Below are 13885 nucleotides of genomic sequence, written 5' to 3' on the forward strand. Positions count from 1 at the left end.
ACGCTCCGACAAGAGCAAGAGGCCCCAGCCGGCTGGCTGGGGCCTCTCTCGTTCGGCAGATCAGGCGGCGGACACGACCTCGTCGTACTCCAACCGCGGCGACCGCGGCCACCAGGCGTTCTCACCGGGCTTGCCGATGTTCATCACCAGCAGCACCTTCTGCTTGCCGTCCGGGAAGAACTCGCGGTTGACGGCCTCGGCGTCGAACCCGATCATCGGCCCCGCGCACAGCCCGGCCGCGCGGATGCCGAGCAGGAAGTACGCGGCCTGCATCGTGCCGTTCTGGATCGCCGACGCCTCGCGGATCGCCGGGTCCGCGAACATGTCCTTGGCCTCGGGGAAGTGCGGGAACACGCGGGGCATCAGCTCGTGGAACTCGAGGTCCGCCGCCAGGATCGCGACCAGCGGGGCCTGGGCGACCTTGGCGCCGTTCGGTCCGTACATCGTCTTGACCAGGCGCTCGCGGGCGTCGTCGGAGCGAATCAGCACGATGCGCAGCGGCTGCTGGTTCATCGACGTCGGCGCGTACTTGACCAGGTCGTAGATGGCCTGCACGGTCTCGTCGGACACCGGTTCGGACGAGAACGTGTTGGCGGTGCGGGCTTCCCGGAACAACAGGTCCTGGGCAGCGGCGTCCAGCTCAAGCGACATGGCGCGTCTCCTCGATCAGTACCGCGGAGATGCGCTCCGCGAGCATCATGGTGGGCAGGTTCGTGTTGGCGGCAGGCACTTCCGGCATGACCGACGCGTCGGCGACCCACAGTCCGTCCACTCCGAGCACCTGTCCGTCCGGCGACACGACGGAACCCATCGCGCACGTGCCGACCGCGTGGTGGTAAGTGCCGGTGTTCGCGAAGATCCACCGGTCCAGCGCCTGGTCGTCGGACTCCTCGGCCGGCGGGCTGTTGAGCGGCGGGCCGTCGATCTCCTCCGCGAACGGCTTGGTGCCGATCAGGCGCAGCAGGTCGCGCACGCCGGACCTCATCAACGCTCTGTCCTCGTAGGACCGCAGCAGGCCGAGGTCGATGTGCGGCGCGTCCGTCGGGTCGGCCGACCGCAGCCACACCCTGCCGCGCGAGGAGGGCTTGAGCAGCGCCACCGAGATGATCAGGTTCGCACCGGTCGTCTCGGCGGGCGACGGCGCGCCCGGCAGGAACTGCAATCCGGAGGAAGTCGTCGCGACGGCCTGGTAGAGCGCGGGACCGCGGCCCATCAGCTTCACGGTGACGAGCGGGTGGTCCTGCAACCCCTGTCCCACCGGCAGATCGGCCACCACCGAGATGCCCAGCGCCGACAACGCCGTGGCGGGGCCGACACCGGACCGCATCAGCACGGCGGGCGAACCGTACGCCCCCGCGGCGACGACGACCGTCGGGGCGGACACCGTCTCACCACCGAGCAGCACCACGCCGACCGCACGGCCGTCGCGGATGAGCACCTTGCACACCAACGAGTTCGGCCGGATCGTCAGGTTCTCCCTGGACCGCGCGGCCGCGAGGTAGGTGACCGCGGTGCTCTGCCGCACACCGCCGACCTCGTTCAACGGGCACGGCCCCGCGCCGACCGCACCCGGCGCGTTGTGGTCCTCGATCCGTTCAAGGCCCAGCGAAACCGCGGTGTCGATGAACGCCCGGTTCGTGGACGTCATGTCGTCCGCGGGCCTGCGGATCGGCACCACCGACTCCACGGCCTCGAAGTACGGCACCGCCAGGTCGAACGACCACGGGCCGGGCCACGCGTCGTAGTCGGAAGGCGCGCCGCGCAGGGCGATGCACGCGTTGACCGCGGAACACCCGCCGACGATCCTGCCGCGCGGCAGGTTCAGCGGCTCGCCGCCGATCTGCGGCTCCGACCGGTACATCCAGTTGTGCGCCGGGCCGGCCACGGGGTCGTCCGGTCCGGCTTCGAGCAGCAGCACGCGACGGGACGGGTCCTCCGACAGCCGTGCCGCCAGAACGCCGCCCGCCGAGCCGCTGCCGACCACGATGACGTCGAAGTCTGCCATGGCCCCTAGTCAGCCAGTGCCCTCTGCAACCCCGCTCGTGCGTGCCTTGAGGTGGCTCAGGTTCCTCTCAAGGCACGCAAAGCCGTACTCCGGGACGGTGAGAACCCCACTGTGAAAAGGAGATCCGTATGAGCGCCGAAGCGATTCCGACGACGTCGCGGGAGCTGCGCCTGGTTTCGCGTCCGGCGGACCGGCTGACCCGGGAGAACTTCGAGCTGGTCGAGGTGCCGATGCCGACTCCCGGCGACGGCGAGGTGCTGGTGCGCAACGAGTGGATGTTCCTCGGCTCGGTGTACCGGGACCTGATGAACGAGGAGACGAGCCTGCCGATCCCCAACTACGAGATCGGCGCGACCCCGTGGGGCACCACCGTCGGCACGGTCGTGGTGTCCAACAACGAAAGCCTGCCCGTCGGCACGTTCGTCCTGCACTACAACGGCTGGCGCGAGTGGGCGGTCGTGAGCCCCGAGTTCGGCGTGAAGAAGCTCGACCGCTCGCTGCTGCCCGGCGCGGAGTACTTCCTCGCCAACGGTCCCACGGCGTGGCGCGGCATCGTCGAGATGGCCGGCGCCGGCGAGGGCGACGTCGTGTTCGTGTCCGGCGCGACCGGCGCGGTCGGCACGCTGGCCGGCCAGATCGCGAAGGCCCGCGGCGCCAAGCTCGTCATCGGTTCCACCGGCAGCAAGGAGAAGGTCGACTTCCTGGTGAACGAGGCCGGTTTCGACGCGGCGTTCGACTACCACGACGGCCCGGTGCTGGACCGGCTGCGCGAGCTCGCTCCCGACGGCATCACCGTGTGCTTCGACAACGTCGGCGGCGACCAGTTCGAAGCCGCTGTCGAACACGCCCAGCCCGGCGCCCGGTTCGCCCTGTGCGGCGCGTTGAGCGGCCAGATCGGCGGCACGGACGGCGACCACCCGCGCCTGGCCCTGATGCGCGCCATCGCGAAGCAGCTGACGTTCCGCGGGTTCGCCACCTTCGACACCGAGGAGCAGCTGGCGGCGTGGAACCAGACGTTCTCGGGCTGGCTGAACGAGGGCAAGATCTCCTTCGCCCACACCGTCGTCAAGGGCGGTGTCGAGGTCGCGGCCGACGCGTTCATCGCGTTGCTGGACAAGAAGTACGCGGGCACGGTCGTGCTCCAGCTCAACGACTGAGCGAAGTTTCAACGAAAAAGCCCCCGGCCGGAACCGGGGGCTTTCTCGTACCAAGAGGATCAGACGCCCGCGAGGGCCTCCAGCTCCGGCACCAGCGCCGCCGGCGACGGCGCGTTGTGGATCTCGGCCTGCAACGCCAGCGACGCCTCGCGCGCCTCGGGCTTGTGGATCAGTTCCTCCAGGCGGTCCTGGATGTACGCCACGTCCTGCTGCTTCTCCACGCCCTCGACGGCCGCACCCGCACCGGTCGCCTCCAGCCGCTCCGCCCACGGGAAGTGGTCGGCGAACTGCGGCAGCACCAGCTGCGGCGTGGCGGCGTTCAGCGCGGTGAGGCCCGTGCCGGAGCCGCCGTGGTGCACGATCACCGAGCACGTCCGCATGAACAGGTTCAGCGGCAGGTGCGCGGACGAGATCACCCGGTCGGCGATCACCGAGTGGTCCTCGGCGGCGATCCCGTTGGGCACGGCCAGCACGACCTCGACGTCACCGAGCTTCGCGATCGCCTCGTACACCCAGCCCAGCACCTTGCGCATGCCGAGCTCCTTGGGCATCGAGCCGAACGACACGCAGATCCGCGGCTTCGACGGCTGCTCCAGCGCCCACGACGGCAGCGCGCCGAACCCGTTGGACGGCAGGTACCGCACGGGACGGCCCTTCTCGATCCCCGGCAGCTGGAACGACGGCGGGCACGGGTCGATGGTCAGCTCCGGCTCCGGCAGCCCGGTGAGGCCCAGCTGCTGCGCCACCGGGTCGAGGACCATGTGCGCGGTCTCCTCGAACGCCTCGGTCAACGGGTCGACGCCCCAGCGGTGACGCACCACCGGAACGCCGAGGATGCCGCCGAGCAACCGTCCGGCGAGGTCCATCGGGTCGGTCACGATCAGGTCGGGGGCGAACGCCTTGGCCTTCTCCAGCTGCAGCTGCAACGTCTCCGCGGTGCGGCCCGCGGGACCGTAGGCGATGTTGCCCCAGAACTGGCGGTCCGGCCGCGGCAGGGCTTCCGCCGGGGAGGCGTTCTCGCCGGCCTGCTGGATGATGCCCTGCAGCATCATCTTCTGGTCCTGCTCCTCGCCGAGCGCGATCGCGTCGAGGCCCGTCGACTTCACGAAGGGCACGAGGTGCTGCGGCGTGGTGACGATGACCTCGTGGCCGGCACCGCGCAGTGCCCAGCTCAGTGGGACGATCGGCTGCAGGTGCCCGCTCGCCGGCCACGTGCTGATGAGTACTCGCATTGCCGTTGCTCCTTCATCCGGCTGACGGTAGGTCTTCGAGCGGCACGCCGGTCGTGGCGCTGAGGTAGCGGTCGACGACGCGCCGGTAGTAGTCGGGACCGAAGCCCAGCTCGCGCACGACGGGTGCGAGCCGGCTGAGCTTGGTCAGGGAGATGTCGTGCCGCGCGTACGCGTCGCGGTAGCTCTTCCGCAACGGCACGCGCAGCCGCTTTTCCAGGTGTGCCACCACGTCCTCGACCGGGACGGGCACGCCACTCGCCACGTTCACGACCTCGTCGCTGACCTTGATCGTCAGCAGCGCGTCGAGCAGCCGCACCACGTCGAGCACGTCGATGAGGTCGCGATGCGCTCCCCGCCAGACCTCGATCTCGCCGGACCGCACCTGCGCCACCAGTGTCGGCATCATCTGGTGTGGACGCTGGTCGGGACCGACGAGATGTCCCAGGCGCAGCACCAGGTGCGCCACCCCGGAGGCGCGGATCAACGCCTCCATCGCGAGTTTGTGGCGCCCGTAGGCGTTGCCGGGGAACACCGGCCCGTCCTCCGTGCCCGGCGAGTCCGGTGATCCGTACATGGCGGCGGAGGCGGTCGAGAAGTAGACGAACATCCTGCCTTCCGCGCGGCACCTGCGGATCGCGTCGTGCAGGGCGGCGGTCTCGCGGCCGAACTCGTCCGACGACGTGGCGACGGTCGAGGAGGATCCGGCCGCGAACGCGACGACGTCATGATGCTTTCCCGCTATGCGTGCGAGGTTCATGGCCAAGAAGCCACGTCCGATGACGTCCATGGAAGTCCCTTACTGGGAGATGTCCTGTTCGCTGCGGACACCGATGTGTTGCACGAGCAGACCGTCACGGCCCTCGAAGAAGTGCGCCTGCGCGTAGGTGAAGCGCGTGCCGACGGGAGCCGGCTGGCCCTCCTCGGTCTCGACACCGGTGAAACGCACGCGCAGCACGACCGTGGTGCCCTCGGCGACGGCCTGCTGCACCTCCCACTTCGCGTCCTTGAAGCGGCGGTTGAGCCACAGGATGTGCTGCCGCACGCCTTCCGGGCCGTCGGGGAACATTCCGGGCGGGCCGGTGACGTCGAAGAAGTCGTCGTGGATCAGCCCGTCGACCAGGCTGAGGTCCTGCGTGTTCAACGCGACCTGCAGCTTGAGCGCGAGATCCTTGTAGTGCTCGCTGATGGACTTCTTGTACGTCGCGGCGAGCGCGACGTCCAAGGACGGTTCGGTGACCGCGGTCATGTTGAGTCTCCCTCGAAGATTCCTTGAAAAGAGCCCACTACGTGCGGAAGGCCCGCCGATCGTGAGGATCGGCGAGCCATCCAAGGGAAAACCTGCTGCTTACTTCTTCGCGTCCGCGTTCCACTCGGCGGCGGCGGCGTTGTCTCCGCCACCCCACTGCGCGGCCGCTTCGGCACTCCACTCGCCGCCGCCGTCGCCGCCTTCCCAGGCGCTCGGGTCCCACGCGGGCTTCGGCATCTTCGGCAGGAAGAAGATCAGCCCGGCCGCGGCCAGTTCCAGCGCCACGACCACCCAGATGCTGGTCTCGATCGCCGGCAGGTACCCGGATCCGCCGACCACCGCGAAGAACACGGTGCCGAGGACCGCGACACCCAGCGCGCCACCGAACTGCTGCACCGAGGTCAGCGTGCCGGACGCCGAGCCCGTCTCCTGGGGGTCGACGCCCGCGAGGATCAGCTCGAAGAAGGGCGCCATCGCGAGACCCATGCCGATGCCCGCGAAGAACAGCGACGGGGACATCGCCCAGCCACCGACGTCCTGGCCACCCAGCTTGATCGTGAGGTAGAACGCGACCAGGCCGACGACCATGCCGGAGAGTCCGATGTGGATCAGACGACGACCGAGCTTCGCGGCCAGGCCCGCGCCGGAGGCGGCGAAGCCGAACGTGGAGCCGATCGCCTGCGGCAGCACCGCGAGCGACGCGCCGAGCGCGGTGAACCCGAGGCCCAGCTGCAGGTAGATGCTCAGCACCAGCGAGAAACCGGTGAGCGCGGAGAACAGCGCGAGGCCCGCGACCAGGCCACCGTTGAACGCCTTCTTCTTGAACAGCGACGGCACGACGAGCGGCTCGCCGCCCTGCTTGTCGCGGCGTCCCTCGTACCAGCCGAACACGAAGAACGTGAGCACACCGGCCACAATGGACACGAAGGTCCACGCCGGCCAGCCCTCCTCACGTCCCTGCACGACCGGGAAGACCAGCAGCGCGGCACCGCCGGAGGCGAGCAGCGCGCCGACCAGGTCGAGCTTCTTCGCGGTCTTGTTGGCCTTGGGGAAGCACTTGATGGCACCGAAGATCGCCAGCAGGCCGAGCGGCAGGTTGATCAGGAAGATCATCCGCCAGCCGGTGCCGAACAGGTCGAGGTTGATCAGCCAGCCGCCGAGGATCGGGCCGCCGATGGTCGCGAGACCGAGGATCGGGCCGTAGGCGCCGAACGCCTTGGCCATCTCCTTGGGCGGGAACACCTCGGTGATGACGCCGAGTCCCTGCGGCAGCATCATCGCGCCGAAGAGACCCTGGAACACACGGGCCGTCACCAGCACGCCCGGCGACGTCGCGACGCTGCACAACACCGAGGCGACCGTGAAACCGGTGGCGCCCACGACGAACATGGTCTTCTTGCCGAAGATGTCACCGAGCCGGCCACCGATGATCAGGCCGCACGCCATGGCGAGCGTGTAACCGGCACCCAGCCACTGGATGAAGGTCGCGCCACCACCGATGTCCGCCACGATCGACGGAGCGGCGATGACCGTGATCAGGGAGTCGAGAATGTCCATCGCGGTGGCCAGCAGGATGACGCCGAGTGCAAGCCAGCGCCATTTGAACGGCTCACCTTGGGTCGCGTTGGCTCCTGGCCAACTCTGCGCACCTGAATCCGGCGCCGCGTCGATGTTCTGGGTCATAGCTCCTCACTCAGTTTCTTCCGCTGCGCCGACGGCGCTGTGACGGACGAAGTCCTCGATCACCGGCACGACCGCGCCGGGCGAGGGCATTTCCTCGATCGCTTGCTTCAACTGACTCGCCCGATCCCGGTAGGACGCGTCCTCCAGCAACGCCCGGCAGGCCTCGAGCACCTCGGCCGGTTCCACCTCCTGCGACTGGAGCTGCTTCGCAGCACCGAACTCGCAGAGACGCTGTGCCGAATCCCGTTGCTCCGCCATGACTCCCGGAGCGAGCAGCTGCGGAAGTCCGGCGATCAGGGAGGACATGGTCGATCCCCCACCCGCGTGGTGCACCGTCAGATCACAGGCGGGCAGCACGGAGGTGAGCGGCATCCACCCGGCGGCGACGACGGCGTCGGGCAGCGGAGCGAGTTTGGCGACCGCGTCGTCCGGCATCGCGAGCACGAGCTCCACACCCAGCGAGGGCAGGGTGCGGACCAGCTCGTTGAAGATGGCCGGGCCCGCGGGGGAGTTCGGCAGGATGGTGCCGAGCGTGATCATGATGCGGGGGCGGTCGCGCTTTTCGAAGACCCACGAGGGCACCGGTGCCGGCGTGTCGTACTGGACGCACCGCATCGGTTGTCCCGCAACCACATCTGATGGCCGGATGATCGCCGGGCAGGTGTCGAGCACCATGTCCGGTTCCGGCAACGCGTCGAACCCGAGCCTCTCCAGCTCGGGGGCGAGCTCCACGGCCGTCCAGCCGTCGATGTCGGAGCGGTACCCGATGCCGATGCCGTTCTCGAACCACGGGATCCCGTGGATCGACGCGGCCACACCGGCGGAGAACGCGTGCGCCTCGCCGATGATCGCGTCCGGCCGCCAGGCCTCGGTGATGGCGAGCATGCCGTCGAGCGTGCGGGCGGCGAGCCGGCCGAACCCGCGGCCGACCTGCTCGAGCAGGCCTTCCTCGGTGTCCGCCTGTGCCAGCGGGGTGCCCGCCCGGTCGTGCAGCATGACCTCGCGCATGTGCATCGGGCCGTAGGTGGCCACGTGCGGCAGGCCGGAGCCGTTGACCGTGGCGGCCATGCTCTCCGGACTCGCCACCAACACCTCGTGACCCGCCGCCCGCAAGGCCCACGCCAGCGGGACGACCGGGAAGTAGAGGCCGAACGACGGACCGCTACTCACTAGGATCTTCATGCTGACCACGCTATTCAAGCCGGGTCGGGCGGCACTCGAGTCGCGCTGGAGCCGCATCACCCGATGGTGTTTTTCCGGGAAACGACAGGTACTATTCCTGCCCCAATTCGACTAGCCCAGCGCGTTGAGGGCCGCCACGAGCGTCCTGGCCTGCACGTTCACGTACCGGCCGTGCCGCAGCAAATCGGTCAGCTGCCCGACCGTGACCCACGCGTACTGCGGCGGCACATCGGCCGGGAATGATTCGTCCGCCTCGACGACGAGGTAGTCGCTTTCGGTGTCGAGGAATCGCCCGCCCTCTTCGGAATGCACCGTCGAGTAGTGGACCCGCGACTTCTCCGCGGACAGCACGTGGTCGAGGAACGGCGGCCGTTCGGCGTCGTGGTAGTTGCCGGGCACGCACTGCACGGTCGGCCCGAGCTCCACGGTGTCGAGGAACCCGCCCTCCAGCCGCGCGTGCACCAGCACGTGCAGCACCCCGGCGAACTGCTTCACGATGAACGCCGCGACACCCCTGCCGTGCTGCTCGAACAACGGCTGCGTCCAGCTGGTCACCTCGCGGTTGCCCGCGATCGCCCGCACCGCCACGCACCGGAAGAACTTCCCGTCCTCGCGGCAGATCTCGTCCTCGGTGCGGATCCAGCCGGGCACCTCGCCGAGCGGCACGCGCGAGACGTCGATGTCGTGGTCGGCGCGCTGCCCGGTGAACCAGCTCAGCACGTCCGGTGTCGCCGACAACGCGCCGGCGTGCGGGTCGCGGGAGGCGAGCAGTGCGGCCTGGAACTCGGTGGCGGGCTCGGCGTACCCCGGCGCAGGCAGGCACGACAGCACCGTGCGCGAGTCCATGTTGACGAGGTTGTCCCTGTGCAGCAACGCGTTCACCTGGCCGAGCGTGAGCCAGACGAAGTCGTCGTCGGCCGGGACGTCCTCGGTCACCTCGACGACGATGTTGCGGTTGCTCTTGCGGTAGAACCACGACCCGTGCTCGGACTGGAGCACGTCGACGATGACCTTGCCGCGCTGGGCCCCCTCGGCGAAGTACTCCAGGTACTTCACCTTCGCGCCCTTGTGCACCCGCGTGTAGTTGGACTTGGTGGCCTGCACCGTCGGCGAGAGCTGCAGCAGGTTCGGGTTGCCGGGCTCCATCTTCGCCTGCATCAGGCAGTGCAGGACCCCGTTGAACTCCTTGACGAGGATGCCGAGCATGCCGACCTCGGGCTGGCGGATGATCGGCTGGCTCCACGACCGCGTGGCGGTGTCGACCTTCAGGCCCTCGACGGTGAAGAACTTGCCGCTCTGGTGCCGGATGTTGCCGGTGCCGGCCTCGGTGTACCAGAGGTCCAGGTCGGCGAACGGGATGCGCTCGACGCGGAACGCGTTGGCGAGCCAGCGTTCGGTGAGCCACAGGTCGAAGTGCTCGGTCGGCAGGAACGCGCCCTGCTCGGTGGCGGCGGACTTCGCGAGCCTCGCGGGGAGGTCGGTGTCCTCCCGCCTGCGCAGCTCCGTGGTGGACGATGTCACGGCAACCTCCCTGGGGAACTCCCTTGACGGGAAACGGTGTCCGCGCACGCTCGAGCGTGGATCGGGACACGGCTGAGGGAAGCGGTTTCGAGCAGGTCGCGAGCCATTCGCCATGACGGGTTCTCACCATCGGGCGACCCACCATCGTCCTTTCCGAAAGGTCCCCACCGTGTCGAGCCAAGTAGCGAGTTCGTCGAGACTCCCGTCGCTGACGGGCATGCGGTTCGTCGCCGCGGCAATGGTCTTCGTCTTCCACGGCAGCCTGGAGTTCCTCTTCAGGACTCCCGAGGTCGGCTTCCTGTACATGCTGGCGACGAGCACCGCCGGGTTCGTCGGCGTGTCGTTCTTCTTCATCCTCAGCGGGTTCGTGCTCACCTGGTCGGCGCGGCCCGGTGACACGAAGGGGAACTTCTTCCGCCGGCGGTTCGCGAAGATCGTGCCCAACCACGTCGTCACGTTCGTCGCTGCGATCGTGCTGCTGCTGGTGTTCCGCCAGGCCGTCGACCCGGCCTCCGCGGTCGCGAACCTGTTCCTGGTGCAGTCGTGGATCCCGAACTACGACGTGCTGTTGTCCGGCAACGGTGTCGCGTGGTCGCTGTCGGTCGAGGCGGTCTTCTACCTGTCTTTCCCGTTCCTGCTGGTGCTGATCAACAGGATCCGGCCGTCGCGGCTGTGGTTCTACGCCGGCCTCACTGTCCTCGCGGTGCTGCTGGTGCCGTTGGCGGCCAAGGTGTTGCTGCCGTCGACGCCGGTGTGGCCGTGGGGTCCCGCGTCCTACGTCCAGATCTGGTTCGTCTACAACTTCCCGGTGACGCGCCTGTTCGAGTTCGCGCTCGGCATCATCCTGGCGCGGATCGTCATGACCGGTCGGTGGATCGGCCTGGGCGTCAAGTGGGGCATCGCGCTCGCGGCCGTCGGCTACGTCGCCTCGCTGTTCGTACCGTTCCTCTACGCGTTCGTCGGCGCGACGGTCATCCCGCTGGCGCTGCTGATCCCGGCCGCCGCGGTCGCGGACGTCAAGGGGCGCAGGACGTTCTTCGCACGGCCGAGCATGGTGTGGCTCGGTGAGGTGTCGTTCGCGTTCTACCTCGTGCACCGGCTCGTGCTGACGTACGGCCACTGGGCGTTCGGCACGGAGATCAACGCCTTCGGCGCGCTGGGCGGCAAGGCCTGGTCGGCTCCGGTCGCGGTGGCGTTCCTGGTGGCGGCGTTCGCGGTGTCCCTGCTGGTGTCCTGGGCGCTGTTCGCGTGGGTGGAGACGCCGTTCATGCGCCGGTTCGGCCGCACCCCGGCGAAGCCGTTGCAGACCTCGCCGCAGGAGGACGTCGTTGGCGCGGTTCGGTAAGCAGGACACGGAAAAGGCCCGCCGGTCAGCCGGCGGGCCTTTTCCGTTCGTTCACCAGGTGACTGGCATCTCGTACACGCCATACATGACCGCGCCGTCCTTGTACTGCAGCTCGTTCCACGGCTTGGCCAGCTTGATGTCCGGGATGCGCTGGAACAGCTTGGTGAGCACCACGGTCAGCTCGACGCGGGCGATCTCCGCGCCGATGCAGTGGTGCACGCCGTAGCCGAACGCGACGTGGTTGCGCGCGTTCGGGCGGGTGATGTCGAACTTGTCGGGCTCGGGGAAGGTCTCGGGGTCGCGGTTGGCGGCGCCACCGCAGATGATCATGCCCTCGCCCTCCTTGATGGTGACGGGGCCGGCGTCGATGTCGGCCAGCGCCACGCGGGAGGACGCGAGGTCGCCCGGCGTGAGGTAGCGCAGCAGTTCCTCGACGGCGTTGGGCGCGAGGCTCCAGTCGTTCTTCAGCTTCTCCAGCTGGTCGGGGTGCTCCAGCAGGGTCATGGTGCCGATCGCGATCATCGCGGCGCTGGTCTCGTGGCCGCCGTTGAGCAGCAGGCGGACCAGGTTGACGAGCTCGCGGCTGTCGTAGAGACCGGCCTCGTGGAAGCGGACGACGATGCGGCTGATCAGGTCCTCGCCCGGTTCCTTGAGCTTGCGCTCGAGCAGCTCGGCCAGGTAGCCGTTGAGCTCGGTGATCGCGGCCATCCGCACCTCGGCGCTGGACTTGCCGCCGAACAGCTTGTCGGTGCGGTCGTGCAGGTAGTCGTGGTCCTGGTGCGGGATGCCGAGGATCTCGCAGACGATCGTCAGCGGCACCGGCAGCGCCAGCGCGGTGACGAGGTCGCACGGCGGGCCCTGGCGCAGCATCTCGTCGATGCGCTCGTCGACGATCTGCTCGATCCGGGGCAGCATCGCGCGGACGCGCTGCTTGGTGAACTCACCGGACACCGCGGCCATGCGGCGGTAGACCGTGTGCTTGGGCGGGTCCCACCCGATGAACGAGCCCTCGGTGCGGAACTGCGGCGGGATGTCGATGTAGTACGGGAAACCCTCGTGGCCGCGGTCGGAGCTCGCGTTCGGCTCGGTGAGGAGCTTGCGCACGTGCTCGTAGCTCGTGACCACGTACGCCTCACGACCGGTGCGGAGCCCGACCTTGGCGATGGGGGTTTCCGGCCGCAGCTGCGCGTATTCCTCCGGGGGCTGGAACGGGCACTTGCGGTGCCACGGGAAAGGCGTCAGCTCTGGTTCGGCGTTGGTCATGGCGGTTCCCTTCTCGTCAGCCGCGCTCGACCGTGCCAGCCGCGCGTGGAGATGGCCTGGATGTCCGCTCGACCGCCTTCGAGGTGACTTCGAGGTGCCGTCCGTAACGTGCCCACGCATGAACGTCACCGAGTTCGAGGTCACCGTTTCCGAGTCCTCTGTGGACGATCTGCGGACCCGTCTGTCGCTGACCCGCTGGCCCGACGCGGAGACGGTGGCGGACTGGTCGCAGGGCGCACCGCTGTCCTTCATCCGTTCGCTTGCGGAGCACTGGGAGCACAAGTACGACTGGCGGGCCGTCGAGTCGCGGCTCAACGCGCTTCCCCAGTACCGCGCCGAGATCGACGGGCTGGGCATCCACTTCCTGCACGTCCGTTCGCCGCACGCGGACGCCACCCCGTTGCTGCTCACCCACGGCTGGCCCGGTTCGGTGCTGGAGTTCCTGGAGGTGATCGAGCCGCTGACGAACCCCGCCGACCCCGCGGACGCGTTCCACGTCGTCGTGCCCTCCCTGCCGGGCTACGGGTTCTCCGACAAGCCCGCCGAGACCGGTTGGGGCGTCGAGAGGATCGCTCGCGCGTGGTCGGCGTTGATGACCGGCCTGGGTTACGAGCGCTACGCCGCGCACGGCGGTGACTGGGGTTCGTTCGTCACCGCGGAGCTCGGCCACATCGACTCCGAGCGGCTCATCGGCATCCACCTGACGATGGTGTTCGCGGGGCCACCCGAGACGCAGGTCGAGCTGACCCAGCGCGACTACGCCGGTTTGGCGGCGTTGAAGGACTTCCAGGCTCGTGAAGCCGGCTACTCGGCGATCCAGATGACCAAACCGCAGACCATCGGCTACGGCCTGCAGGACTCCCCCGTCGCCCTGCTGGCGTGGATCGCCGAGAAGTACTACTCCTGGACCGACCACGACCGCGCGTTCGAGGACGTCGTGCCCGTGGACAAGCTGCTGGACGCCGTGTCGGTCTACTGGTTCACCGGGACGGCGACGTCGGCCGCGCGCCTGTACTGGGAGTCGCACAACCGCGTGCCGATGCACCAGGTGTCCGTGCCGACCGGGGTGACGATCTTCCCGAAGGACGCGCGCATGCCGAAGGCGTGGATCGAGGGCAGGTTCAGCGACCTGCGCTACTGGCACGACGCCCCCGCCGGCGGCCACTTCCCCGGCATCGAACGCCCGGACGTGCTCGTCACCGAGCTCCAGACGTTCTTCCGCCAGGTCCGCTGACTGATGTGATCCACACC

12 protein-coding genes are annotated in these 13885 nt (G+C 68.7%); 3 read left to right on the plus strand and 9 right to left on the minus strand.

The window, feature by feature from the left end; genetic code table 11:
- Positions 1-60 precede the first annotated feature (60 nt).
- Both AOM45_RS09645 and AOM45_RS09650 read right to left on the minus strand, forming a co-directional pair.
- Entirely contained in the window at positions 61-651 is a 591-nt protein-coding gene (locus AOM45_RS09645) for a malonic semialdehyde reductase (protein WP_030465071.1), read from the minus strand.
- Complete coding sequence (locus tag AOM45_RS09650; protein WP_051782729.1) at positions 641-2005, minus strand: GMC family oxidoreductase; 1365 nt, start codon at positions 2003-2005, stop codon at positions 641-643. Before AOM45_RS09650 ends, AOM45_RS09645 begins: the two co-directional genes overlap by 11 nt.
- Before the next feature lie 128 nt (positions 2006-2133).
- Between AOM45_RS09650 and AOM45_RS09655 the strand changes: the two genes are divergently transcribed.
- Complete coding sequence (locus AOM45_RS09655) at positions 2134-3162, plus strand: MDR family NADP-dependent oxidoreductase (protein WP_030465073.1); 1029 nt, start codon at positions 2134-2136, stop codon at positions 3160-3162.
- A 59-nt stretch (positions 3163-3221) separates the two neighbouring features.
- Here AOM45_RS09655 and AOM45_RS09660 read toward each other — a convergent pair whose 3' ends face one another.
- The 6 genes from AOM45_RS09660 to AOM45_RS09685 form a co-directional block, all read right to left on the minus strand.
- Positions 3222-4394, minus strand: a complete 1173-nt coding sequence (locus AOM45_RS09660; protein WP_030465074.1) for a nucleotide disphospho-sugar-binding domain-containing protein — start codon at positions 4392-4394, stop codon at positions 3222-3224.
- A gap of 13 nt (positions 4395-4407) precedes the next feature.
- Positions 4408-5181 (minus strand): NAD-dependent epimerase/dehydratase family protein, encoded by a 774-nt coding sequence (locus tag AOM45_RS09665; protein WP_030465075.1) that lies wholly within the window; start codon positions 5179-5181, stop codon positions 4408-4410.
- 9 nt (positions 5182-5190) lie between these two features.
- Positions 5191-5640, minus strand: a complete 450-nt coding sequence (locus AOM45_RS09670; RefSeq protein WP_030465076.1) for an ester cyclase — start codon at positions 5638-5640, stop codon at positions 5191-5193.
- 99 nt (positions 5641-5739) lie between these two features.
- Positions 5740-7323, minus strand: a complete 1584-nt coding sequence (locus AOM45_RS09675) for an MFS transporter (RefSeq protein ID WP_063756952.1) — start codon at positions 7321-7323, stop codon at positions 5740-5742.
- A gap of 6 nt (positions 7324-7329) precedes the next feature.
- The gene (locus AOM45_RS09680) at positions 7330-8505 is read right to left on the minus strand and encodes a nucleotide disphospho-sugar-binding domain-containing protein (protein ID WP_063756955.1); all 1176 of its coding nucleotides are present in this window, start codon (positions 8503-8505) and stop codon (positions 7330-7332) included.
- A gap of 111 nt (positions 8506-8616) precedes the next feature.
- Positions 8617-10026: an NDP-hexose 2,3-dehydratase family protein gene (locus AOM45_RS09685; protein WP_030465079.1), complete on the minus strand. Its 1410-nt coding sequence runs from the start codon at positions 10024-10026 to the stop codon at positions 8617-8619.
- Between the two features lie 169 nt (positions 10027-10195).
- On the opposite strand from AOM45_RS09685, the gene AOM45_RS09690 reads away from it, so the two are divergent.
- Positions 10196-11371, plus strand: a complete 1176-nt coding sequence (locus tag AOM45_RS09690) for an acyltransferase family protein (protein WP_035908862.1) — start codon at positions 10196-10198, stop codon at positions 11369-11371.
- Positions 11372-11422: 51 nt separating this feature from the next.
- On the opposite strand, the gene AOM45_RS09695 is transcribed toward AOM45_RS09690, so the two are convergent.
- Positions 11423-12634 carry a cytochrome P450 gene (locus AOM45_RS09695; protein ID WP_030465081.1) on the minus strand — a complete coding sequence of 404 codons (1212 nt, stop codon included), beginning with the start codon at positions 12632-12634 and terminating at the stop codon, positions 11423-11425.
- Between the two features lie 118 nt (positions 12635-12752).
- Here AOM45_RS09695 and AOM45_RS09700 point away from each other — a divergent pair, with 118 nt between their 5' ends.
- The gene (locus AOM45_RS09700; RefSeq protein WP_030465082.1) at positions 12753-13868 is read left to right on the plus strand and encodes an epoxide hydrolase family protein; all 1116 of its coding nucleotides are present in this window, start codon (positions 12753-12755) and stop codon (positions 13866-13868) included.
- The last annotated feature ends 17 nt before the right edge of the window (positions 13869-13885 follow it).

Origin of the sequence: Lentzea aerocolonigenes, assembly GCF_000974445.1 — a bacterium.
GTDB classification, from domain to species: domain Bacteria; phylum Actinomycetota; class Actinomycetes; order Mycobacteriales; family Pseudonocardiaceae; genus Lentzea; species Lentzea aerocolonigenes.